Origin of the sequence: Anaeromicrobium sediminis (assembly GCF_002270055.1) — a bacterium.
Taxonomy (GTDB): Bacteria; Bacillota; Clostridia; order Peptostreptococcales; family Thermotaleaceae; genus Anaeromicrobium; species Anaeromicrobium sediminis.
On sequence record NZ_NIBG01000004.1, the window covers coordinates 113,494 to 138,283 of the forward strand.

Genomic DNA, 24,790 nt, shown 5'->3' on the forward strand with positions numbered 1-24,790 from the left:
ATTTTCTCCTCCTAATTTGAATTACCAACTAGCTTACCTGCAGAAACTGCAAATATATCATCCACTACCATTTGGAAACTAACTTCTCTATTTTCATTCTTTGCTCTTATATCTAATAACTTATTATTAATTTCTTTTAATTCATCGCTTATTGGTAAATTTCCATAGGATAAATATCTAACTGCTCCATTCACATCCCTTGCTGGAAGAATCTTACCTGCATTATGTATAGAAGGAGCAAATGGAATATCTAGCATACCGTTTTTAAAGGCTCTAACTGTTCCAACGGCTAAGTCACCTTCTCCAACTTTTAATACATTATCTATTAAGCATTTAACTTCTTTCTTTATAAGTTGAATTTCATCAGCTACACCCTTTGAATTTTCCATGTTTTGTTCTCTTAATAAGCTTAGCATTTGTTTTGTAGCTTTCATTCCTTGTGCATTCGCTTCCTTTGTTGGAATACCTATTGCCTCATGGGGTGTTTTAACTATAACCTTTGTAGCTCCTGCTAATGCTGCTGTAGCTGCTCCCCATGAAATAACTGCAAATGCCTTTGATTCATCTTCTGGGAATCCACCCATCCATTGATGTAGTACTGTAGTTAATTCCACATCGTAACCATACTCTTTAAAATATTCATTGGCTTGTTCCTCTAAAGCCTTTATAGCTGCCACATCTTGAGTTAAGTTTCCACACTGACCATATCCTAAAGTAATATGCTTAACCCCTTGTTCAGCTGCTAATAATCCTTCTATTATGGCAATGGTATTAGAAATACTTGGTGGAACTAAAGTACCCGTTAAAGGACCAAATGGCTCCCTATTAATATCTATTCCTCTTTCTTGATAATATCCAGCAAGTCTATCGCAATATTGCCAATCTAAAAGGGTCTGCTCTAGTGTTACACTCTTAGCATAGGGAATGTTGTAAGAAATTCCTCCACCCTCATTAGATGTCCAACCACTTGCGTGTATAATTTCACTAAGAAGTCTTGCATCTGGTGTACCATGTCTAGCCTGTAGAGGTATATGTACAGATTCTAATACTTGCCTACAACCTGAAACTCCGTGATTTACAGCTGGGAATCCATTTAACATGGAACGTCCCGCCTTTTTACTTTCTTCTATTCCCTTTTCACCTTCTTCGTATCTGTTTTGTCTTGTGTAACTATCAATTGTAGAAGGTAATAAGTCCGCTCCACCTTCATCTTGAAGATATTTAAGTAGTTCTATATGTTCCTCAAGTAAAGCAACTCCCGCACGAGGCTGTAATAATGTTTTATTATTTCTTTTAGCATCTATCAAACGTTTAGCAAAATTTTTATGTTCTGGAAGTGATTTTAAATACTCTACAGCGTCTTCTAAATTAACATCTTCACCAGTTTTCCACTGACCTAATACCTTTTTTCTTTCTTCTAGGAATCTTTCTTCAGACCATTTCTTATTTTTCAGTTCCATTTGTCGCTCCCCCAATTTCTATTAAATGTTCATCCATAATTTTTATAGCAGTATTAGGATATTTTTTAGATAACAATCCTGCTGCCGAAAGGATATAATCTTTATCTATCATAAGTTTTGGATTAATAGGTTTTAGAATATGTGGTTCCTTTTCATCATAAAGGCAACTCTTTAATATAGTCTCTGGATCTTCGTTGTGAACCAATATTCCTCCTGTTCCAATTAATAACTTCACATTACTTAAGTCTTTTCCCCTTTGAAACATGACAGATCCCATAGGGTAATAAACCTTTTCTAGTATTCCCACATGCCTAGACATAGCAACTTTAGTTGCTAAAGATGCCATGGCTCTATCAAAGGATTTATCTTCTTCACAAGTAGATATATTTTCTGGATTTATTGTTAGTTCTCTACACTTTTCTTTTATGTAATTTTCATCCTTTGATCCTTCTTCAATTAATGCTCCTAAAGCACTAGGACCTACCGTTTCTAATAAGGATAAGGCACTAACTCGCATACCTAAATCACCCTCAACAGTACGCTTTAAATATGGCTCCTTTAAACCTGTTAGGGTAGCACCAACCTTAGTTGGCCCACCATCACAAGCAGAATGAATATCCGTTGTTGCTCCACCAATATCCACAACTGCCACATCTGCTTTATTATTTGCTTTTGCATATAATTCAACAGCCCTTTGAACTGCTAAAGGTGTAGGAATAACTTCCTCATTAAGGTTTTCTTGAATATTTTTAAGACCCTTAGCTTCAACTATTTTTTCCATAAAGATTTCTCTAATGGCTTCTCTAGCCGAATCAATATGAATAGTATTAAGCTCAGGCATTATATTATCTGTTAACTTATAATGTATTCCTTCTCTTTCTAAAATTTCTTCAATTTCATAATGAGAATCTTCGTTTCCTGCGATAACTAGTGGTATATCTTTCATATGGGTACTTATGATTTTTGCATTATGGACAATACAGGATACATTTCCTCCATTAGTCCCACCTGCCAAAAGAATCATATCTGGATTTTGTTCAATGATCTTTTGTATCTTTCTCTTTGAAAGTTTTTGATCATATACATCTAGTACTTTTGCTCCTGCTCCTAGTACTGTCATCTTAGCTGCCTTGGTAGTTAAATCCTTTACTAGTCCTGATGCTACCATATTAAGTCCACCAGCCGCACTACTACAAACTAAAATATCTATAATTTCTGGGTTATTTAAATCTACACTATCATCTAATATAGATTTAGCCTCATAATAACCCTCCATAATATTTGTTTTTACAGTTGTTGGCGCCTTTGACGTTCCAATGATTACATTATTATGAATATCTACTAATGTTAATTTTGTAAAGGTGCTGCCAAAATCAACTAATTGAACGCATTTCATATTGTTCTCCTAAATCTTCAATGCCTAAATCTTCTCTTATATGTCTAATAGTTACCTCTGGTTTTGTTCCTGGAGGATAAACTCTGTCAAATCCCATTTCTTTAAATCTTTGTTCTACAGGTTCCCACTCTTGTTTACCAACTACTAAATTCCCACCAACATATAACTTTACATCTTCTAATCCTGCTTCAATACATTTTTCTTTAAAACCTCTACAGTCCAGTTCTCCGTGACCATATAAAGATGAAACAACAATCATATTAGCATTTGTTTCTATTGCAGCGTTAATAAATTCTTCTTGTGAACTTAAAACACCAATATTTGTAACTTTAAACCCTTCTTGACTAAATGCATAATCTAATATTTTATTACCTACTGAATGACAATCTGCCCCAATAACTCCAAGTACTATTTTCGCTTCCATGTTCCCTCTCCTTATACAATCATTTTTTGGACCCTTTTAAGAATCCAATTTTTATTTATGATACCACCACAGGGTACCAATCGTCAATATAATCCGCCAAAATAAGTGCCATGAATGTTTTCCTACAAAGATATTGGTATAACTGCATACAAAACTATTGTATACACATGCATTTTATGACTGCAAAGACATAATTCCATACTAATAAGAAAGGGAATTGGCCCCCTTTTATGCACCATTAAAACAATTTACATATAATAACTTTCCTAATAAGCAAAAAAGCCTAAAGGATTATAATCCTTTAGGCTTTTATCTATATAAACTTATTTTTCTTCTATGAGATGAGACATAATTGATTTTACTGATCCCTTGTCTAGTGCATAATCAAAGGGAATAACATCTTTTTCCCCATCAACCAATTGATTAATCTCCATTTGTCTTCCTGGAGATACAATAACAATATCCACTTGATTAATAAAGTTTTTTAATTCAAGTTCATCTCCACTTATAGTTGAAACTATATTAATATTGTTAAGGCCTGCCATACTTAATGCATAATCTACCTTGTGATAAAACTCCTTTGATAAGGAAATGAGTCCAAATTTACTTCCTTCTCCGTACTTGGCAATCTTTACAATGGTCTCTAGGTTTGGATTTATTGCCACTCCAACAATTTTCTTATCATAACCTTCCAACAAGTCTGCAACCTCATTAACATGATTAAAGGTTGGAATTATGATTTTTGCCTTATTTATAATATCTTTAATTTGAAGTGTCATATTATTTAACTCTGCCACTGTTATGGGAATAACTTTAAATCCAGTAATACCACTTAATTGATCAGCAAAACCCCTTGCCTGTTCAATATTACACTCTACAAAAACGGCAGTAGTTTTGTATAACAAGTTTTCCTTTTCTCTGGCTCTAGTTCGCACCATATCAAGAAATTCAATTGTGGATATATCATTTTCAAATGCTGATTCTATGGCTAAATCTATAAACTTATTGACTTTTTCCTTATCTGAATCTTGTTTCCAACTATTTCTGACTTGTGCCACATAGGTACCTCGTCCTTGATGAGAAACTAAAACACCTTCACTTTCTAGTTGTTTATAGGCATGAGAAACGGTTTTTCTACTGATGCCAAGACTTAAAGCAAGATCCCTTTCCGTATCCATCCTATCGCCAATATTATATTCGCCATTCCTTATAGCCCTTAAAATTTCATTTTTAAGTTGTATATAAAGTGGAATCCCACTATTTTTTTCTATGTTTATAGGCATGCTAAACGCTCCTTAAGTTTAATTAACTATAATTATAACATAAGTACTCTACATATGAATCCAAATCCTCACTGTACAAGAAATAGAAGTACCTAAATTCCTGAATAACATCCATATAAAACAATAGATACAATGAAAAATTATTTTTATGCTTCCCCTTACAAATATAATTTTATTTTCTTTAATAATATATGTATTTACTTTTGAATAATTATAGTGTAAAATTACACTATAATTATTCAAAAGTAATATTTCATTGAAACATAGGAAGGGGTTATCACCAACATGGATTTAATAAAAAAAACTGCCTATATAGCCTTGCATGTAATAGAATTATTGGTTCTTGGGTTTTCTCTAATCATTTATACATCTTTGAATAAACAATTACCTTGGTATGAATCATGCGGAACACAATTCTTAGCAATATTCATGCTTAGTATTCCTTCATTAATTTTTATTGGGATTGGGTTTATTATTTTAAATAAAAAGTATGAATTAAAAAAATTAAATATAAAGATACCTTTTTATTCAGCTATAGGACTTGGACTTCCAATTCTTATAGATGGTGGATTATCAAAGATTACAATTACAATTGGAACATTTTTATGTGTTATGTCTATATTAGTGACGATTGCTATCATGTTAGTCCATTTTGGAATAGTGAACTTAAAGAGTGTGAATAAATAGATACTAATTAAAAAAGTTGTATAATAGAAATTTCTACTATACAACTTTTTTATTAGAATGGTATTCCAGGACTTCTTGTTATGTCATCGGCTATAATAGCCACCCCTTCTACTTTTGTACCTGGTTTTAACTTAGGCTGAAGGGATGGATTTTGAGGATATTTTGTCCCATCAAATTTCATTTCCCCACAAAAGGCCTCTATGCCACCACCAGAAACATACATAACCAAATCCTTATATCCATTTGTTTTATTATTACTTACTATAATCGGATTATTTACAAGGGTAAATTTTGAAAGTAATTCATATTCACCATCTACATCTTTAAAAATAGCTGCACTACAGCCACCTGTTCCACAAACTGAAGGTCCTACAAGATATACAAAGGTTTCGGGAACATTATCTCCATCAAGGTCAATTCTATTATAATAATATCTTACTTTATCTTTTCCCTTCTCTAATCCAAATATCTTAGCAAAGGCATCTTCAAGTTTTGGGTCCTTTACTTTTTCAGAATACATGGGTTTAACATTTGAAAAATCTACTCCACACAAATTTTCATCTGTTTGGTTTAATTCTCCTCCAAAAATTCCTACTGTTTGAAAGAAAGGTACGAAGTTTTGGCCATTCCACTCGAGAGAAGTCTGAACATATCCTAACCCGTCTGCATTATATCTTCCAGCAATACGCTGCTGTGCATATAATTCATAAGTACCATCTCTTTGATAATCAATAGGATATAGCCCCCCTAATGGATTTACCCAGCCCTCAATAGGTTCCTTTAGTTTACCATTTTCATAGTAAATTTCTGATAGATAAGACTCTCCCTTGTAAGTAATATCTAGTATATACTTAGTATTAGTTCTTTTACTAATTACCTCTACCTTATAGTTATCTTGGTATTTTACTTCATATTCATAGGCTTCATTGAATTTTTCAAAATCAAAAATAATCTTTGGCTCATTCTTTAGAAATGAATAGATATAATAAAAGGCATATCCACCACTTCCTCCAGAATCTATACTAATCAAAATATCATCTATCTTATCTACTGAAAAATCTCCTAAAAATAAGGTTGGATTATAACCTGCATTTTCTTTTAGTTTAATGATAGTCACAAGATTGGTTTTTCCATCTACAATCTTTAATCTTATCTTATCTCTAAAGGGACTTTCATCTCCATAGGGTTTATCTCCTATTAAATACACATAGTCAATAACTCCATCCCCATTCACATCCCCTTCTTTAAAATCTAATATATAACTAGTTTTGTTATTTGACCCCATAGGCCCTGGAAAATACATGGGATGATAATACATATTATATCTCCTTTCAATTATTAAACTTATTCATATAATATGTAACATCTATGGATTTGCTCACTTAGCCCTTGTAAATCTAATTTAAATCCAGAATAAAGGCATCTACCTTTAGGTAGATGCCCTATAATAAATTCATCTCTATTTTACCTCAACTAATTTACCATCTTCTAAGTCATCATTCCCAACCACAATAACTTTATCATCTTTTTTAACACCTTCTAGGATTTCATAGTATTTATCACTTGAAAAGCCTAGCTTTACTTCTTTTTTAACTGCCTTTTTATTTACCACCAGGAAAACATAATATTTATCCTTTTCTTTTATAACAGCTTTTTTAGGTACTCCTAAAACACCTTTGTGATTATCTAGTATAATTTCTACTGTTGAAAACATGCCAGGTTTTAATTTCCCTTCTGAATTGTTTATCAAAATTTTTCCTGGATAAGTTTTAGTTGGGTCACTAGGCTCGGGTCCTATGTTTGTTATTTTTCCCATAAATACGTCAGAAAATATATCTACTTTCACAATACATTCTTGGCCTTTTTTTATAAAAGGCATATCTTTTTCAGCTATTCCTACTTCTACATACATTTCATCTATATTTACAATTTTAAATAGTTCCGCTCCACTGGATACCATTTGACCCATTAAAACTTTCTTATCACTTACTATTCCTGAAATAGATGCTTTTATGTTCGTATCTTCTATATTTTTCTTTGCCAATGCTAAATCATTTTCTTTAATTACTAGTTCCTCTTTTTGTTTTCTATATTCTTTTTCAATTGCATCAAACTCTGCCTTTGATTTTGCTTTGTTTTCATAAAGAGTCTTTGCTCTTTCATAATCATTTATTAAATTATTGTATTCTATGTTAGCTATTGAAAGATCTTTACTTTTATTTTCATATTCTAATGCATAAGTGGTATCATCTAATTTACAAAGAGAGTCACCTTTATTAACCCGACTTCCCAAATCTCCATGAATTTCTTTTACTTTTCCGTTCACTTCTGCTGTAACTATTGCCTCTTCCTTAGGCTTTAAGTTTCCAGGTAAAAATAATTTATTTGTAAAATCCATAGCTATAACAGGTTCCGTTTGCACATATACAATCTCTTCTTTTTTCTGTACTTCTACATTTTTTCCATCCGTTTCTTTGGCTTTACCTTTTCCACAGCCTGAAAGTAAAAGACTATTTATTACTAATATCCATCCTAGTATGAATAATAACTTTCTCAATACTTTTTCTCCTCCCCATTTCTTTTTTAATAACCCTCATAACCTATACATTTATAATCTTTTTTCTTAATTTTCTATTCTTAAAATATTCCTTCAAGCTCTCTACCAGAGAGTATAGTATGGGTACAATAACTAGTGTTAATATAGTTGCAAAACTTAGTCCAAATATGATTGCATACCCCATAGGTGCGTAAAATTCATTTTTTAATGTAAGGGGAAGAATTCCTCCTACAGTAGTTATTGTAGTTGACATAACTGGTATGAACCTAGTCATGGCAGTTTCTTTTATAGCTTCATTCATCTCATAACCATTTTTTCTTAGATAATTTATATAATCAACTAATACGATGGCATCATTTACTGCTATACCAACTAAAGAAACCATTCCTATTAAGGATGTTAATCCTACATAGCTTCCTACTAATGTAAGTCCTATAAATACTCCAATTACGGCTAAGGGTACTGAAAATAATATGACAAATGGTTGAGATAGGGAATTAAATTGTATTGAAAGTACTAGATATACTAATATCATTGCCATTAGCATGTTTTTTCCCATATTTACAAAATAATCATTAACCTCTTCTTGTTCTCTATCAAAGCCTATAGAATAGCCCCTTGGTATATTGTACTCATTGATTTTTTTCATGAATTTTTCTTGTATAGCCATCTTTTCTTCTTGATTTTTTACATTTGCTCCGACTTTGGCATATCTTTTTTCGCTGTGGTGAAATATTGTTGAACAACCTTCTTCCTCTTTTACAGTAGCCACATATGAAAATGGTATAGGTTGATTATTCATGCCATAAAAATATATATTATTAAAATCTTCCTTATGTTTTAATTTTTCCTTGGTTGTACGTATCATAACGTCTATCTCATCTTGGTCAATTTTAAAGGTAGTTGCCTTTAGACCATGTACTGCATTTCTTATACCCATAGATATGCTTCTATTATCTAGACCTAATAAGGCTGCCTTTTCTTTATTTATTATGATCTGAATTTCATTAAGACCATTTTCAAAGTTATGTCCTGCATCAAAGGTACCATCTATATCCTTTAACATTTGAGTAAAATCACCTGATATAGCTTTTAAAGTATCAAAGTTCTTTCCATAGATCATTATCTCTATATCCTTGTTGCCAAAATCTATTCCCTCTTTAAATTCTCCTACAGTTATTTCAGCCCCAGGAATTCCCTTTATTCGTTTTCTACAATCATCTGCTATTTCCATACTGGTTCTTTTTCTTTTTTCTTTTTCAACTAGTTTAACCTCTATTCTTGCATTTTCAGGGCTTGTAATTCTCGTTGTAAAGCTTTCCATTTCAGGATAATCAAATAGTTTTTTTTCAATTTGTGATGCTATATTTGATGTATTTTCTAACTCCGATCCAACTGGAGTTTTTATATTCACATTAAATTCTTCTGCATCCATATCTCCAAATACTGTAATCTTTAATATGCCTGATATAGGTAGCATTATACTCCCTACTAATAGTACTAAAACTACCCCTAGAACTAGGAATTTTTTCCTTTTGCTTATAATTATGGAATGTAGAATATTTCCGTATCTTTTTATAAATGGGTTATCAAGTGGATTTTCCTTACCCCTAATTAATTTATAAGAAATTGCTCCTGTAAAAATAATGGCAAATGTCCAAGCAAGTGTATTCATATTTATGATTCCTTCTTGCTTATCTTTAAATGCCAGCATAGAAAGAACAAATACAGAAATAATAGATATTACTTTTATGGCCATATCTATTATAGGTTTATTTTTTCTATCTTTTTTTATATGTTCTTTTAAAAATATAGAGCTTAAAGCTGGTGTTACAGTAGTAGCAATAAAAAATGATGAAGCTAATGCAGATATAACGGTTATAGGAATCCATTTAAGCCAATAACCATAAAGTCCTGGTGTTATTGCCATAGGTAAAAATGCAGCTAATGTTGTAAGTGTTGCTGATAGTATTGCTGGCGCTACTTGGTTTGTAGCAGCCTTTGCTGCATCCTTAGGGCTTACCCCCTTCATTTTAAGCCTATCTATGTTTTCCATAACCACAATACCATTATCTACAAGCATCCCTACTGCTAATATCATAGAGAAAAGTACCATATTATTGATTGAAGCCCCTAAGTTTTTAAGTACTATTGTAGATGCTAAAAGTGCTAATGGAATAACTACAGAAACTACCAATGATTCTGATAACCCTATAAATATATATAAAACGATTATAACTAGAAATAATCCTGATTTAGCATTATCAAATACATCTCCAAGGTTCCGCTCTATCATTTCTGCTAAATCCATAGTTATATGTGTCTCCATATTTTTTGGATAAATGCTACCTTTACCATCCTTTAATATACTTCGTACTTCTTGGCCTATCTTTACAGCATCGGATCCTTTTTTTCTCTTTACCACTATAGTTACTGATTTTTTTACAGTAGGATGGTCTGTTCCTATTCCAACGGACATCCTAGCATCAGACTCTATTTCTTTGTATCCATCTATAACTAGGCCTATGTCCTTTATATATAAAGGTCCACTTCCCATATATGAAACAACTACGTTTTCCATATCTTCTACACAGTTAAACTTACCTATGGTTCTTACATTGTATTTTTTATTATCTAGATATATATTTCCTCCTGGTATAGTTGTATTACTAGTCTTAAGTGCATTTCCGATCTCATCTATTTTCATGTTATATGCTGCTAGCTTATGGGGGTCTACTATTACCTTTATCTCCCTCTCTAATCCTCCATATACCTCCACATCAGATACATCCTTAATTTTTTTTATCTCGTCTTTTATTCTGTCTGCAGAATTTTTAAGCTCCACATAATCATCTATTCCTGTTAAATTAAGAATAAGTACATATTTGTTACCCGTTTCCATTTCACTTACATAAGAATCATCTGCATCATCAGGAAGGTTTGATTTTGCCTCTGATATCTTATCCTTCACTTCATTTTTCATCTTTTCCATATCTGCACCCACATCAAAACTTAGATCAATACTTGAATAGCCTAATGCTGATACGGATTTTAAACTCTTTATCCCTTCTATCTCACTGATTTTACTTTCTAATTCATCCGTAACTAAAGTCTCTATTTCCTCTGGAGATGCTCCCGTATATGTGGTGGTTATATTGATATAAGGAAGTCTTATCTCTGGATTGATTTCTTTAGCCATTTGAGAAAAAGAAAGCCATCCTAAATACATAATCAGAATGATTAGAAGAAGCATAATTCTTGGCCTCTCTATGAACAAGCAGGCCCATTTACCGAGAATATTTTTTTCATCATGAAGTTCTGGTATATAACTGGGATGATCCTTTTGATCTTTCATACTTTATCTCCTTTCTAATTTATATCTTGCATAATTTAAAGCATTATTTTCTAAAAGTAATTTTAATGGCAGGATAATTTTACCATATATTTCAATAAAATATGTGCTTTTGCACGTTTTTTAATGTCATTTTAATGTTATGTTTAGAAAATTATGAATATAGCTATGTCTTCCTTAAATCCTAAGGAAAACATAGCTATATTCATAACGGCTCCGAGAGAATTTCAGTGTCACTTTTACCTCCCTTCTTTTCAAAGAAGTTAGTTGTGTCTTTCATTACTCTACTTACTATTCACTTAATATGCAAAATTAAAAACCATTCCCTATTGAATGGTTCTCTATCCCTTGTTTAATTTATTTTTATACATTGCATAGGATTGTTTGTGCTATTCCTATAAAGTACTCACTTTCTCTACGTATATGATTTATTACAGTCACTACTACAGGATTATTAGATAGGCCTTTACTTCTACATAATATTTGTTCTAATAAGCCTATAAATTGTTGACTTTGGTGTATTGCATAGTTAATTAGTTCAATTATTTCCTGATACATCATAGGACTCAATTTACCTTTAGATCTAATCAATGTTTCATTATATTTTATTGCCTTTCCTTCAATTGTATAAAAGCTCTTTTCAAAATTCTCTAATTGTTTCACAAATTCCTCTTCCAAGTTATCTACAATTTTACGGATAACAACAGTATGTTCTGCTTCCTGCCTTTTCCAAAATTCCATTTCGTCTAAAACCCTATTTATATTTCTCTCTCCATAATAAAATCTCATAATATCCCCCTATTTATAAAAGTTTACAATTCATATTATTCTTTATAGGGAGATAAAGTGTGTGTACTTCAGCATTTTTCCTTTTAATACGTCTTTCTTACAATGAAAAGGCACTATTTATATACAGTCTTTATAATTCTCTTTACTTCTTAATAATTTTTATTAATTCTGGAATAATCTCATATAAATCACCACAGATAGGATAATGGGCAATATTAAAAATCTTTGCATCAGGATCTGTGTTTATGGCGATAATGTTATCAGCACCACCTATTCCTGCCATAAACTGAACAGAACCAGAAACACCACAGGTAATTAATAATTTAGGTCTTACACTATGCCCAGAAAGGCCAATTTGTTTATCACTTCTCATCCAACCTTTTTCAACCAATCCTCTTGTGGACCCTAGTTCCCCATCTAAAATACTGGCTAACTCTTCTAACATAACTAAATCTTCTTTTTTCTTCACACCTTTACCCGCTACAACTAGTATGTCTTGCTCTGCAATTCCCTTTGTTTTAGGTATAGGTGAAGCTTCTAAGATGGTGAGCTTACTGTCATTTGGGTGATATTCCTCTCGAACAAATTCAATTTCATCTTGGAAAATTGGTTCTATGGGTTTCATAACATTATATCTTACTGTAGCTAACTGAGGTCTTGCGTCGGGAGTTATAATTTGAGCCATAATATTTCCACCAAAAGCCGGTCTAATCTGAACCAAATTTGTGTCCTCATTTAATATGAGTTCTGTACAATCAGCTGTTAATCCTGTCTTAAACTCTGTTGATATCCTTGGTGACAAGGATCTTCCTTCTGGAGTTCCGCCGATTAATACGACGGAAGGCTTTATCTTTCTAATGGAATTTGAAAATATTTTTTCATATAAATCTGACTTAAAATATTCTTCTTCCGTCTCATATAAAAATACTTTCTTAAGGGGATAATTCCTTAGTTGTTCCTTAGATAAAATCACATTTTTTCCAATGACAATACCATAAATCTTATAACCACTTGATGATGCTAGTTCATATGCCTTTCCAATGAGTTGGTAACTAATTGGATGAACTTTATTATGATGATATTCTATGTATACTAAAATATGTTTCCACTCTTCTTTATTTATTATAATATTATCCATATATCTATACCTTTTCATCACTTATTTATTTTATTAATCACTTCTAATATAGATCTTGCCGCTTCTTTACTGTCCTTTTCTATTATTTCTTGTTGCTTTGTTCTAGTAGGAGGAAATATCTTTTCTACTTTAGTGGCAGAACCAGCTAATCCATAGTTATTCTCGTTTTCATCTTCCATATGGGTCAAGGATAGGACTTTCATTTCTTTTTTCCTTGCTGCTATTTTTAGTTTAAGAGATGGCATTCTTGGTATGAAAATAGAACGTTCCACTGATAATAAACAAGGATATGGTACTTTTACTATAACTATTTCCTCTTCCATCCTCTGACTTACAGTTATACTATCCTTTTGCACATCTATAATCTTATTAACCCAATTTACGTGAGGTACATTTAACCATTTAGCAATTGCCCCACTTACTTGCGCTGTATCCCCATCTGTAGTTTGTTTTCCGCAAAGAATTAAATCATAGTCCTTAGTTGATTTTATTCCTTGCATAAGAGTATAAGAAGTGGCTAGCACATCTGCTCCTGAAAAACTTCTATCACTTAAAAGATATCCTTCATCAGCACCCATGGCATACGCTTCCTTTATAACGGCGGAAGCTTTTGGTGGTCCCATGGTGAATATGTCCACAGTACCTCCCACTTCTTCTTTAATTCTTAGGGCAGTTTCTATGGCTGGTAAATCATATACATTTAAAATAGATTCTAAACCTGATCTTAACATGACACCTGTTTTAGGATCCATGGTACCATCAGAATATGCTGGTACTTGTTTTACACAAACTGCAATTTTCATAATAGAGTACCTCTCCTTTTATTCTTCTATCATATTACCCGGATTGAACATTCTAATAGAATCATAAGTATCCTTTAGCCTTTTTACTGCTTCTATATAATCCTTAGGTGCTGTTTGCAAAAACATAGATTTTTTTAGTTTCCCTACACCATGCTCCGTTACTACTTTTCCTTTTTTTTCTGCTATTTCTTTAGCCCATTTCTCAAATAACTTCCATCCCTTTTTATACTCTTCATGATTTCCTGGCAATATATTTACATGGATATGATTTCCACATGCATGGCCAAAAATACATGCTTTCAGTTCTTCTTTTTCAATATCTGACTCGTATTTTCTAATAACAGACCCAAAATTTTCTCCTTCTAAGCTCATATCCGTTCCTAATTTTGTAATACAGGGTATCTCCTGCCTCATTTTTTCAATAAACAAGTTGGCAGACTCTGCTGCTGCATGACGAAAAACCCTCATTTTTTCAATGTCAGTATCGCCAGATACTGCCCAAGCTCTATCTGGATCACTATTAAAATCCATGGCCATCTCCATTAATATTTCTGCAACTTCTTCAATAGATTCTTCCTTCTTACCATGAATTTCAATATAGATCATAGCAGAGAATTGTGGATCTACATCTGGAAGTTCTTTTAATTTTGTCATAACTTCCTTTCTCTCCTGAATTCTATTAATGGTTGCTCTATCAATATATTCCACTGCAGCAATGCTTGCCCCTTCATCTTCTATATCTTCCTTCATAAGATTATCTACAAAGGCAAATACATCTTCTTTATTTTCAAAGAAAAAACTAATTCCCCATAGGTCCGTAGGCTTTGGTTGTAACTTTAATGTAAGTTCAGTTAGAATTCCAAACATCCCTTCTCCACCTAAATATATATCAATCAAGTCCTTTTCACGCCCATTAAAAGGAATTGTAGTCTCTCCTCGTTTTATTTCTTTTACTGTTCCATCTGACCCAATTACTCTAATTCCTTCTATATACTTCCCAGAATCTCCGTACAAATAAGAGCAGATTCCCTTTGCTCCGCAAGATGCAATACCACCTATTGTTGCTGAAGATTCTGTAGGATCTGGTGGCCAAAATAATTCCTCTTTATTTTTTAATCTTCTTATTGCTTTTTTAAGTTCTAACAATGTAACGCCTGGCTCTACTTTTAATAAAGTGTCCCCCATATCATTTTTTATGAATTCTTTTACTTGATTCATGTTAGAAAGATTAAGAATATGTCCTTTTGAAGGAACTGCACATGCAGAAATTCCAGTTTTACCGCCTTGAACTGTTATTGGCATGTTCCTTTCCTTCATCTTAACAATGATTTCTAATATTTCCTCTTCATTTATGGGAAATGATATGCTATCAGCTTTTCCCACCATCTTAGATTCATCCATTAAATATTCTTCATACTTTTCTTCCATTGGATATATTAATTGTCTTTCCATAAGAATCTCCCTTCATAAACTATACGTAAAAGTCTGTCCATCTTATTTCATTTGTCTATTTTGATTCCTTTATTATTTTGGATAATTCTTCCATAACATTTTCATAGTCATCTATAATAGCAACATCTGAAGATTTAACAATAGGCGCCCTTTTATCCTTATTAATAGCAATAACATACTTGCTCTTCTCAATGCCTGCAAAGAAAGCAGCTGCACCTGACACTCCTGCTGTAATACATAAATCAGGTTTCGTCATAGCACCAGATACTCCTATTAAATGATTCATAGGAGTCCAAGCATTCATTGCAATGGGACGACTTACTCCTAACTCGGCTCCCATGTCCTTTGCAATTCTTTCAAGCCTTTCTACTTTTTCCTTAGTTCTTACACCCCTACCTGCTACTAACATAAATTTGGCATGCTCCAGTCCACTAATAGCTTCTTCTTTCCTAAACTCATATTCCCTTATAAAACCATGGTCTTTTATATTACTCATATCAATTTCTGATATTATATGATGAGAGGTTTCTAATATAGGTTTATTATCTGAGGAACCCTTTCCTATTGATATACAATAAGGCTTTTTGTGTAACGCAAATTGTCCTTCCATATGATTAGAATAAACTGGTTTATAGCAGATTAACTGTTCTTCCTGTAACTCTATTTTATTTACAGATACTAGAGAAGTTCCTTCCATACGATAAGCAAATCTTACAGATAATTCATTTCCTGCAAAATCACTTGGAAATAAATATAGGTCTGTATCTTTATTTAACTCATGCTCTTTTAATGTATCTAGAATATTTTCAGGTTGGTATCTTGCCACTTTTATCAGCTTAAGATAAACAGTAGGAGAATTTCTAATGAGCTCCGACTTCTTGTCATCTTCACTATAGAATATAATTGTATTTCCTTTTATATTCTTTTCTAAGTTACTAGAGATAAATCCATTTATCTCTTCTGCTTGAGATATAAAATTGCTAGCGCATCCATTTAATATGGCTGTATATTTCATAGCTTTTCTAACCTTTCTTTCAAATAAGAATCATATAGAATTTGGGCCTTTTCCTCTGGAGTTGCTCCAGCTATTATAATTCCTTCCCGTTCATTACTTATTTTTTTTAACCCTTTTAGTTCACAATTAGAAGAATATAGCTTTATCAAACCTTCTATATTAAATTCTTCTATGTCTAAAACATCTATTGGAGTTTTTCCATATTTCATTTTATCCTTTAGTGTTGGAACTCTCATGTAAGAATTCGGGGCATTGCCTACAGATAACACACACGGTGTCTTTATAATCTGTGTCAATATTCCTCCATCGACCATACTTGTCACCTTTAAACTATGTTTTTTATGTGGCTCAATATTAATTACCTGTGTAATACAGGGCCATCTTAGGGTCTCCGCCACTAACAAAGGAGTCTTGCCGTTATCTCCTTCTCCACTTTGTCTTCCTAATATAATTACATCTTGGTTATTTATATCTTTTACATATTTTGAAATTACAGTTGCAACTACTTCTGGTAAAAATCTAATATCCTCATTATTTTCAATCCTTATGGCTTTTTCAAATCTTAATGCATATAAAGTCTTTAAATAGGTATCTAACTTCTTATTTCCTATGGTTAATGCAGTAAGATTAAACACATTAAAGCCTTCTGAATGATCAGAAAGCTTTAATGCCATTTCTAAAGCACTTTCATCAAAGCAGTTGAGCATGTTTTTCACAAAACTCACATCAATATTTAGATCTGAATCAGCTATCCAATCTTCATGGGATAGCATCTCCAAATCTGGAACTACTTTGAAGCAAACTAGTATTTTCATTTATTTTTTAATAGGGATAATAGTTCCCATGTTCATAATGCCATTTGGATCAAATGCTTTCTTTAATGTTTCAAGCATGTAATATGAGGATTCATATTCTTCTTTTATGAAATGTGTTCTATGTTTTCCTACACCATGATGATGGCACATAGACCCGCCAGCTTTTAGAGTTTCTTCAACAATTATATCCTGAATTGGATCATGATATTTCGAAATTTCTTCTTCTGGTTTAATATCAACAAGGTTATAGTAGTATACGAAGTACATATTGGTTCCATTTATGTAACTATGAGATGAATGTCCACCTACTAATGTAATATCTGGGATTTCATTACGAATTCTTTCAACGCAAACTTCATAGATATCATTAATAATATCCCAGTTTCCCGAAACCTCTGTCGTAAATCCAAGATTTTGTGTTTCTGCGATTTCAACCCTTTCTTCAGCAACTTTTGCTGGGTCCCAATTCAAATTGTCAAACCATCTTTTAATTAATTTAGTATCAACCCTCTTACACTCATCGTATCTTCCTACTATTTCTTCTATTGCAGATCCAGTGGCTTCTGCTACACCCTTTGGCCCCTCAGCCATAAATATTAATACACATTTGCCATCTGAAAAATGTGAAAAATGATATGCCCCATCTTCCGGGTCATATAAACGAGCAACTGATGGTTTGTAACCTTGAACCATTACTTCACGAAGAATTTCAAAACCTGTCTTCATGTTTTCTAATGTATATCCATATAATAAATTATTTTCAGGCATATATTTAAATATTTTCACTGTAACTTCTGTTATATAACAAAGTGCACCTTCGTTCCCCATAATAATATGTCTGATATCTGGTCCAGCTGCTCTTCTAGGTACATTTTTGATTCTAGTAATTTTACCATTAGGGAATACAGCTTCTACACCTACTAGCATATCTTCAATTCCACCATATAGTGTTGAAAATTGCCCAATACTTCTTGTTGCAACTAATCCACCCATTTGAGCAAGTGGTTTTGATTGAGGAGAATGACCTGTTGTATATCCTTGTTCACGTAGGTTGTTTTCAAGTTCTTCTAGTGAAACACCACACTGGGCAGTTGCTTGCATATTATATATATCAACTTTAATTATTTTGTTCATTCCTGAACCATCAACTACAATTGAATTTTCTACCGCAGTTTCTAATCCCCCTTCTGTTGCTGAACGGCCAGTTCTTGGCACTACATTAATAATGTTTTCATTAGCAAATTTTAAAACTTTTGATACTTCTTCTGTACTTTCAACATTTACTACTGCTGCGGGAATAGGCTGTGTATATACACCACAGATATCTTCATATTTTCTATAACGGTCAATACTACTCTCTTTTAATACCTGCTCGTCTGTAATGACCTTCTCTGGTCCTAAGATGTTAACTATCCCCTCTACAATTTGTTCTCTATTTAATGGCATAACCCTAATCTCCTTTCAATAACTTTTTTAGTTAAATATTGGATATGATTTCTTTAAAATTTCGTCAGTATACTTAGTAATATCTTTAAAGACTTCATCATTCATTCTCTTATATAAATGAGTATTTTCTTCCTTTGGCTGAAATCCATCTCTGATTTTCACCATTTTTTCAATGGCTCTTTCATAACTATCATATTCTCCCACTGCAACAGCTACACATATGGCTGAACCTAAACTAGCAGAACCGTTCACTACATTCCTCCTGGCTGGGAGACCAAATACATCAGTGAATATTTGCATAAATAATTCACTATTTGATCCACCACCTGAAATAATTATATTTTCAAGTTCAATATTTAATTCAGAGCACATTTCATCAACACGATTTTTCATAGTTAGTGCTATGGCCTCTAAAATAGATCTATACATATGAGCTCCTGTATGTCGTCCATCAAAACCTATCATTAACCCCTTTTTATAAGGCTCATTTGCAGGCGCTAACCAGTCTAAAACCGTCATTAAACCATCACTACCAGCAGGAACTTCTTTTGCTTGCCTATTTAGATATTCTTCTGGAGAAATGCCTAGAACTTCAGCTTTATATACAATATCCTCACCTAAAATATCTTTAAACCAACTTACTGTCCACATACCTCTACGAATTCCATTGCTTTCATATAGGTAATTATTAGGAGTTGATGCAAAATTGGTCCAAAAATGAGTAGTTCCCTTTGGATTTTCGTGACCTGGTACCATGGATGCAATATATGTACCTAGAGAAATAAGTGCAGTATTTTCACCTAATAAACCAGCCCCTAATGCTTCAACTGCTTTATCATTGGCAGTTGCAACTACAGGGATACCCATGGGAATACCTGTTGCCTCAGCTGCTTCTTCTGTTACATAGCCTAAAATAGTTCCAGGCATCTGTAAATTAAATAACATTTCCCTAGGAATGTTAAACTGGTTAAATTCATCTTCATCTTCAATCCATTGCCATGTATCTGTATTCATAGGCCACATACCTTGATAATTTGCAGCTGTATCATTAAATTCCCCACTAAATCTGTGAGTAATATACCCTGACGTAGTGGTAACATACTTAACAGAAGGATTTACATGTTCATAAGGCCTGGATACTCTCCTATCCATCCAGCTCATTGCCGGTTGTGCTAATGTACCATCTTCTTTTAATAAAACACGACAAAAACGAATTGTACATAATCCCATGCCTATAATATCTTCAACCTCTCCAGTAAAAGAATCCATGGCCTTCTTACTAGCCACTACAATAGAATCCCATAAATCATCCTCAGGATGTTCTACTATTCCTGGCTCGGGTAAGCTCATTGGTTTTAAAGGTTCTTTCCCTTCACAAATGATATTTCCTTCAAGATCAAAGATTACAACCTTTGAACTTTGAGATCCACCATCAACACCTATAATATACTTCTTCTTCATTTCTATCACATCGCCTCTTCTTTTATTTTCAAGTTTGGAAACTAAAAGCCCTCATTATCTTACTAAGTATCCACCATCTACCGCTAATATATGTCCATTTACATAGTCAGAAGCTTTACTGGCTAAGAAAACTGTAGTTCCCATTAAATCTAAAGTCTCGCCCCAACGGTTTGCAGGAATATGATCAAGTACTCTTTTGTTTGTTTCAGGATTACTTCTTGTTTGAGTTGTAATTTCAGTTGCATAATAACCTGGTGCAATACCATTTACTTGAATATTATATTGTGCAAGTTCGTCACAATAAGCCTTTGTAAATCCAGCTAATCCATGTTTTGTTGCTGCATAAGCTGGTGACCACTGACCTCCTAAGAATGAAAACATTGAGCATATATTGATAATTTTACCACTCCTTTGTGGAATCATTATTTTTGCTGCTTCATAACTTAATTCAAAGGCTGCAGTTAAGTTAATATTAATCATTGGATCCCATTCTTTTCTTCCAAATTCCTGTACTTCAGCAATTTTACAAATACCTGCACTATTGACTAAAATATCTACAGAACCAAGAACTTCCACACAACCATCAATAACTTTTTTAGCTGATCCTTCTTTAGTAATATCTATTTTCATAAATTCCATTTTTACGCCTTCATTTTCGATTAACTCTCTTGTTGTGCCGTCATCTTCCATAATACTCGGGATAAATAGATTGGCACCACCCTTTGCCAGTGCTAAAGCAAATGCTCTCCCCAGTCCAGTATTTCCACCTGTTACAATGGCATTCTTACCCCTTAATGAAAAATAATCCATTGAAAAATCTGTAATACTACTCATATTTATTTCCTCCTTTTTTTATGACCCCTTTGAACCTCTAATAGTGCACAAGGAGATTGTTCATTCTATAAACATTGATTTTCATTTTCTTCATTAGAAACAACATCAAATTTTTCTGGTCTCTTCATAATGAATACTAATGAAATCAAACTAAGAACGCCTAAAACAAGGGCTGGGAATCCACCAAGATAAGATAACATCTTAATTCCATCTACTCCAAATGTTCCTAAGAATATTACAGCCATTGTACCAACAATTGCACCCCAAAGAACTTTCAAATATAGCGGTGCTTCTTGGTCAGCTTCTGTAATTCCTGTTGTACATATACTAGCCATTGCATTAGTTGTGGAATCTGTTGCTGTTGCAAAAGTCACAACTACCGCAACAAGATAAATTATCATTAATAACCCAGCAAATGGTAACTCATTAAGTACAGCATAACCAGCTGCGCCAGAGCCTTGCTCATTCATTACTGCTAAAAGGTCTACCCTTCCAGTCATTTGGAAATTGATCGCAGTTCCACCTACAATTGTCATCCACAGTGCACCAAAACCTGCTGGGATGAAGAAATTCATCATGATAACTTCTTTCATTTTGTATCCATATGAAATCCTTGCTAAAAATACTGCAGTAACAGGCGCCCATGCCATCCAATTGGTCCAGTAAAAAGTAGTCCAACCTGTTGCCCATGAATCTGATGCAGCGGCACCAGTGAACAATGCTTTGTCAAAGATACCTGATAAGAAGCCACCAAATGCTTCGGTTCCTAGACTAAATATATATACTGTTGGCCCTAAAATTACTAGTGCTGCGATAATAGTGTAGTATAGATACACATTGAATTTTGCTAAAAATTTAATACCTTTAAACAATCCACTACCTGAAGCAAGAGTAAATAACGCTGTCGTAGCAACTGTAACAATAATCCATACAGTTTTATCATTATTTATGCCCGTTAATGCATTAATTCCACCACCCATGTTCATAACAGATGTGGCAAATGAAGATGCAATTCCAGTCCCTATTGCAAAAAGGATTATAGCATCTACCCATTTATCAACTTTTCCTTGATCAATATTTCCAAGAATAGGAGATATTTGTGATCCTACACTGAAAGGCTTCTTCATGTTGTAATAGGCAAAGGCAAATACAATTGTAGGAACCGTATAGAATGCATAAGGAACAAATGTCCAATGAAGAAATAAAGTCTCCATAGCAAATTTAGCCGCTGCTGCGGACATAGGTTCAATACCCTTTGGAGGATATGCAATATGCCAAATAGGTTCAGCGGTACCCCAAAACATAATTCCAGATGCAATTGTCGTTGTTAATGTAACAGCAAACCAAGACCCTTTATTTAATAGTGGTTCTGCCTTAGAACCCCCTACCCTAATCTCGCCTAACGGTGAAAAATATGCTAAAACAACAGCCATCAAACATGCAACTCCAGCTAAACTGAACATCCATCCACACTGCACTGTCATAAAGTTTTTTGCAGCTGTAGTTACTCTTAGAAAAGCTTCTGGATTGGCAAAATTCAAAAAGATTGCTAATATCAATAAAAGGAATGCTGGGAAAAATACCAAAGATCTAATTTTATTGGTTTTTGATTCTGTAATCATATTACAACCTCCTAAAATTCTAAATAATTTAGTTTTCACATATCTTACTTATGGAAAAGGATTATACTTGTATATTTCACAGTCCAATTCATATGTCTTCATAATGTCTTAGGTCCTTCTCATAATCTTTTCAATAAAACATAACAAAAGCCGGCATAATCATGTTTTATCTATAAACTATGTGAAATGGCTGGACTTAGAAATCCATTTCTTAACTTTCTATTATTTTTCATCTAATATCTTTAGTAAATTGTAAGATCATTATATTTAATAATAGGTACAAAAAAAGAGAGAAAAGCGCACTTCCATACGGAAATTACTTTTCTCTCCACTCTAGTAATTATATTATGAATATACAAAAATTTTTAACAAGTGTCAATAATTTTTTAATAATTTCTGAAAAATCATTTTTCTTTAATTAATCCTAGAAATCACATTATGATTTTAACTTTTGTTAACATATACTAAATATTTCTTTGCACATTGACTTAGGTGGTTTGGTAATATATAATTAAATTAGATTTCTACCAGAGAGTGAGAGAAAGGTAGCTTCGTAACAGAAGTTATCTTTCTCTTTTTTGTTTTTATGAAATCGTTTGTAGTACTAAATTACTTAATCAAAGGGGGTATTATTATAAGAAAGTCAGAAGGGAATCGTATCAAACCTATTGTTTTTTTCCCGGCATTTATATTGCTGGTCATATCAGTTGTTCTTAGTTTTGTAAACTATGAGTCTTTCTTGAAAGTGACAACCATAGCTAAAAATTTCATGACAATTCAGTGTGGATGGATGTTTAGTTTAGCTGGAGTTGCATGTTTAGTCGTCGTTACTCTAGCATATTTTTCACCATTGGCGAATGTGAAAATAGGTGGACCTGATGCAAAACCTTTACTAAAAAAATCATCCTGGTTTTCTATAACCTTGTGTACAACTATTGCAGCAGGAATTCTATTTTGGGGAACAGCTGAACCTATTTGGCATATTGCATATCCTCCAAAGGGTATTGAACCCATGTCTCCTGCATCAGCCAAATTTGCTATGGAAACCCTATTTCTTCATTGGACATTCATACCTTACGCATTTTATGCTGTTCCTACTATTGTATTTGCCTTTGCTTATTATAATATGAACAGGTCATTTAGTGTAGGTTCTGAAATGTCACCTATCATTCCAAAGCATCACCAACATAAATTTAATACCATGGTAGATGCAATTATTTTATTTGCAGTTGCAGCTGCTATTTCTGCATCTTTTGGCACTTCTGTTATGAATATGGGTGGTGGAATCAATGCCTTATTTGGTATTGATAATAATAAAGCCCTATGGATTGTTATAACACTAATTGGAACTACTGCATTTATCATATCTTCAGGTACAGGCCTTTTCAAAGGAATTAAGATATTATCAGATTTAAATGTATATCTATACTATATAATAATTGCAGCAATTGTATTTCTTGGTCCCACAGTATATATGTTTAGTCTAGGGACGGAATCATTTGGTGGCTTCTTATCAGGCTTCTTTGACAAAGCATTATTTACAGGAGCTGCTGCCAATGATACATGGGCAACAGGATGGACTACTTTTTATTGGTCAAACTGGATGGCATGGGCACCTGTTACTGCAGTATTTTTAGCAAGGATTTCCTACGGATACACCGTAAAAGAAGTAATAACAATGAATTTCATAATTCCTAGCGCTTTCAGCGCAATTTGGATGACAGTTTTAGGAGGTACATCTATTAACTTGCAAATGTCAGGAAAAGTAGACATCCTTGCAATTATGAACGATCAAGGGTCTGCAGCAGCAGGATATGCCGTATTGGGTAGTTTACCATTTTCTGAATTATTAATAGGAATTTATTTAATTGCCGTAATTATTTCATTTACAACGGCAACTGACTCCACCACCAATGCCATGGCAAGTATTTGTACAAGTGGTATAACAGAAGGTGCACAGGAAGCACCCCTATATATTAAGGTTACTTGGGGAGTTATCGTGGGTGCAGTGGCGTTGATTTTCATTGCAACCCTTGGAATAGATGGAATCAAGATGCTTTCATATTTAGGAGGATTCCCAGCCCTATTCTTAGGAGTTTTAAGTATTATTTCCTTGATTCACATTATGGGCAAGCCCGAAAAATTTAATGTCCATGGACAAATAGATAAAGAATGTAATCACAATAACTAGAACTTATTGAATCAATCAAAATTATACATAAATACACATGGAAAAATAAAGGAGCTCCCTGAAAA

At 33.1% G+C, this 24,790-nt stretch carries 19 protein-coding genes; 2 read left to right on the forward strand and 17 right to left on the reverse strand.

From position 1 onward, the window contains the following. Nucleotides 1–11 precede the first annotated feature (11 nt). The 4 genes from CCE28_RS06800 to CCE28_RS06815 all read right to left on the reverse strand — a co-directional run bounded on the left by CCE28_RS06800 (nucleotide 12) and on the right by CCE28_RS06815 (nucleotide 4,563). Entirely contained in the window at nucleotides 12–1,460 is a 1,449-nt protein-coding gene (locus CCE28_RS06800; protein WP_095132290.1) for a methylaspartate mutase subunit E, read from the reverse strand. Beyond that, the gene (gene glmL / locus CCE28_RS06805; RefSeq protein WP_095132293.1) at nucleotides 1,444–2,856 is read right to left on the reverse strand and encodes a methylaspartate mutase accessory protein GlmL; all 1,413 of its coding nucleotides are present in this window, start codon (nucleotides 2,854–2,856) and stop codon (nucleotides 1,444–1,446) included. The genes CCE28_RS06800 and glmL overlap by 17 nt, the downstream gene beginning before the upstream one ends. Beyond that, nucleotides 2,834–3,280 (reverse strand): methylaspartate mutase subunit S, encoded by a 447-nt coding sequence (gene glmS, locus CCE28_RS06810; RefSeq protein ID WP_095132295.1) that lies wholly within the window; start codon nucleotides 3,278–3,280, stop codon nucleotides 2,834–2,836. Before glmS ends, glmL begins: the two co-directional genes overlap by 23 nt. Before the next feature lie 323 nt (nucleotides 3,281–3,603). Continuing rightward, on the reverse strand, nucleotides 3,604–4,563 hold the full coding sequence (locus tag CCE28_RS06815) for a GntR family transcriptional regulator (protein WP_242972921.1): 960 nt from the start codon (nucleotides 4,561–4,563) through the stop codon (nucleotides 3,604–3,606). A 285-nt stretch (nucleotides 4,564–4,848) separates the two neighbouring features. Here CCE28_RS06815 and CCE28_RS06820 point away from each other — a divergent pair, with 285 nt between their 5' ends. After that, nucleotides 4,849–5,250 carry a hypothetical protein gene (locus CCE28_RS06820; protein WP_095132297.1) on the forward strand — a complete coding sequence of 134 codons (402 nt, stop codon included), beginning with the start codon at nucleotides 4,849–4,851 and terminating at the stop codon, nucleotides 5,248–5,250. Nucleotides 5,251–5,302: 52 nt separating this feature from the next. Here CCE28_RS06820 and CCE28_RS22850 read toward each other — a convergent pair whose 3' ends face one another. The 13 genes from CCE28_RS22850 to CCE28_RS06885 all read right to left on the reverse strand — a co-directional run bounded on the left by CCE28_RS22850 (nucleotide 5,303) and on the right by CCE28_RS06885 (nucleotide 22,534). Continuing rightward, complete coding sequence (locus CCE28_RS22850) at nucleotides 5,303–6,568, reverse strand: hypothetical protein (protein WP_330396824.1); 1,266 nt, start codon at nucleotides 6,566–6,568, stop codon at nucleotides 5,303–5,305. Between the two features lie 141 nt (nucleotides 6,569–6,709). Then, entirely contained in the window at nucleotides 6,710–7,807 is a 1,098-nt protein-coding gene (locus CCE28_RS06830) for an efflux RND transporter periplasmic adaptor subunit (RefSeq protein WP_095132299.1), read from the reverse strand. A gap of 43 nt (nucleotides 7,808–7,850) precedes the next feature. Then, the gene (locus CCE28_RS06835) at nucleotides 7,851–11,162 is read right to left on the reverse strand and encodes an efflux RND transporter permease subunit (RefSeq protein ID WP_095132300.1); all 3,312 of its coding nucleotides are present in this window, start codon (nucleotides 11,160–11,162) and stop codon (nucleotides 7,851–7,853) included. A 360-nt stretch (nucleotides 11,163–11,522) separates the two neighbouring features. Then, on the reverse strand, nucleotides 11,523–11,948 hold the full coding sequence (locus CCE28_RS06840) for a DUF2935 domain-containing protein (RefSeq protein ID WP_095132302.1): 426 nt from the start codon (nucleotides 11,946–11,948) through the stop codon (nucleotides 11,523–11,525). A 142-nt stretch (nucleotides 11,949–12,090) separates the two neighbouring features. Next, the gene (locus CCE28_RS06845; protein WP_095132304.1) at nucleotides 12,091–13,086 is read right to left on the reverse strand and encodes an electron transfer flavoprotein subunit alpha/FixB family protein; all 996 of its coding nucleotides are present in this window, start codon (nucleotides 13,084–13,086) and stop codon (nucleotides 12,091–12,093) included. A gap of 17 nt (nucleotides 13,087–13,103) precedes the next feature. Beyond that, on the reverse strand, nucleotides 13,104–13,889 hold the full coding sequence (locus tag CCE28_RS06850) for an electron transfer flavoprotein subunit beta/FixA family protein (protein ID WP_095132306.1): 786 nt from the start codon (nucleotides 13,887–13,889) through the stop codon (nucleotides 13,104–13,106). An 18-nt stretch (nucleotides 13,890–13,907) separates the two neighbouring features. Then, nucleotides 13,908–15,341, reverse strand: coding sequence for an FAD-binding oxidoreductase (locus CCE28_RS06855; RefSeq protein ID WP_095132308.1), 1,434 nt, complete (start codon nucleotides 15,339–15,341; stop codon nucleotides 13,908–13,910). A gap of 55 nt (nucleotides 15,342–15,396) precedes the next feature. Next, nucleotides 15,397–16,356, reverse strand: a complete 960-nt coding sequence (locus CCE28_RS06860) for an electron transfer flavoprotein subunit alpha/FixB family protein (protein WP_095132310.1) — start codon at nucleotides 16,354–16,356, stop codon at nucleotides 15,397–15,399. After that, entirely contained in the window at nucleotides 16,353–17,171 is an 819-nt protein-coding gene (locus CCE28_RS06865; RefSeq protein ID WP_095132312.1) for an electron transfer flavoprotein subunit beta/FixA family protein, read from the reverse strand. Before CCE28_RS06865 ends, CCE28_RS06860 begins: the two co-directional genes overlap by 4 nt. Beyond that, entirely contained in the window at nucleotides 17,172–18,617 is a 1,446-nt protein-coding gene (locus CCE28_RS06870) for an FAD-binding oxidoreductase (protein ID WP_095132314.1), read from the reverse strand. It abuts the gene before it with no gap. Between the two features lie 27 nt (nucleotides 18,618–18,644). Further along, on the reverse strand, nucleotides 18,645–20,078 hold the full coding sequence (locus tag CCE28_RS06875) for an FGGY-family carbohydrate kinase (RefSeq protein WP_095132513.1): 1,434 nt from the start codon (nucleotides 20,076–20,078) through the stop codon (nucleotides 18,645–18,647). Between the two features lie 54 nt (nucleotides 20,079–20,132). Continuing rightward, nucleotides 20,133–20,912, reverse strand: a complete 780-nt coding sequence (locus CCE28_RS06880; protein WP_242972922.1) for an SDR family NAD(P)-dependent oxidoreductase — start codon at nucleotides 20,910–20,912, stop codon at nucleotides 20,133–20,135. A gap of 65 nt (nucleotides 20,913–20,977) precedes the next feature. Further along, nucleotides 20,978–22,534, reverse strand: a complete 1,557-nt coding sequence (locus CCE28_RS06885; protein WP_095132316.1) for a BCCT family transporter — start codon at nucleotides 22,532–22,534, stop codon at nucleotides 20,978–20,980. A gap of 586 nt (nucleotides 22,535–23,120) precedes the next feature. Between CCE28_RS06885 and CCE28_RS06890 the strand changes: the two genes are divergently transcribed. Then, entirely contained in the window at nucleotides 23,121–24,725 is a 1,605-nt protein-coding gene (locus tag CCE28_RS06890) for a BCCT family transporter (protein ID WP_095132318.1), read from the forward strand. The last annotated feature ends 65 nt before the right edge of the window (nucleotides 24,726–24,790 follow it).

Bases quoted from the DNA above. Each gene is read 5' to 3' on its own strand.
- CCE28_RS06850 (WP_095132306.1), bottom strand. From the start codon at position 13,889: ATGAAAATTGCAGTTTGTGTAAAACAAGTACCAGCATATTCTGATGGT.
- CCE28_RS06845 (WP_095132304.1), bottom strand. From the start codon at position 13,086: ATGGATAATATTATAATAAATAAAGAAGAGTGGAAACATATTTTAGTA.
- CCE28_RS06820 (WP_095132297.1), top strand. From the start codon at position 4,849: ATGGATTTAATAAAAAAAACTGCCTATATAGCCTTGCATGTAATAGAA.
- glmL (WP_095132293.1), bottom strand. From the start codon at position 2,856: ATGAAATGCGTTCAATTAGTTGATTTTGGCAGCACCTTTACAAAATTA.
- CCE28_RS06875 (WP_095132513.1), bottom strand. From the start codon at position 20,078: ATGAAGAAGAAGTATATTATAGGTGTTGATGGTGGATCTCAAAGTTCA.
- CCE28_RS06815 (WP_242972921.1), bottom strand. From the start codon at position 4,563: ATGCCTATAAACATAGAAAAAAATAGTGGGATTCCACTTTATATACAA.
- CCE28_RS06835 (WP_095132300.1), bottom strand. From the start codon at position 11,162: ATGAAAGATCAAAAGGATCATCCCAGTTATATACCAGAACTTCATGAT.
- CCE28_RS06885 (WP_095132316.1), bottom strand. From the start codon at position 22,534: ATGATTACAGAATCAAAAACCAATAAAATTAGATCTTTGGTATTTTTC.
- CCE28_RS06860 (WP_095132310.1), bottom strand. From the start codon at position 16,356: ATGAAATATACAGCCATATTAAATGGATGCGCTAGCAATTTTATATCT.
- glmS (WP_095132295.1), bottom strand. From the start codon at position 3,280: ATGGAAGCGAAAATAGTACTTGGAGTTATTGGGGCAGATTGTCATTCA.
- CCE28_RS06865 (WP_095132312.1), bottom strand. From the start codon at position 17,171: ATGAAAATACTAGTTTGCTTCAAAGTAGTTCCAGATTTGGAGATGCTA.
- CCE28_RS06840 (WP_095132302.1), bottom strand. From the start codon at position 11,948: ATGAGATTTTATTATGGAGAGAGAAATATAAATAGGGTTTTAGACGAA.
- CCE28_RS06800 (WP_095132290.1), bottom strand. From the start codon at position 1,460: ATGGAACTGAAAAATAAGAAATGGTCTGAAGAAAGATTCCTAGAAGAA.
- CCE28_RS06880 (WP_242972922.1), bottom strand. From the start codon at position 20,912: ATGAGTAGTATTACAGATTTTTCAATGGATTATTTTTCATTAAGGGGT.
- CCE28_RS06890 (WP_095132318.1), top strand. From the start codon at position 23,121: ATGAAATCGTTTGTAGTACTAAATTACTTAATCAAAGGGGGTATTATT.
- CCE28_RS06870 (WP_095132314.1), bottom strand. From the start codon at position 18,617: ATGCCATTAAATAGAGAACAAATTGTAGAGGGGATAGTTAACATCTTA.
- CCE28_RS22850 (WP_330396824.1), bottom strand. From the start codon at position 6,568: ATGTATTATCATCCCATGTATTTTCCAGGGCCTATGGGGTCAAATAAC.
- CCE28_RS06855 (WP_095132308.1), bottom strand. From the start codon at position 15,341: ATGGAAAGACAATTAATATATCCAATGGAAGAAAAGTATGAAGAATAT.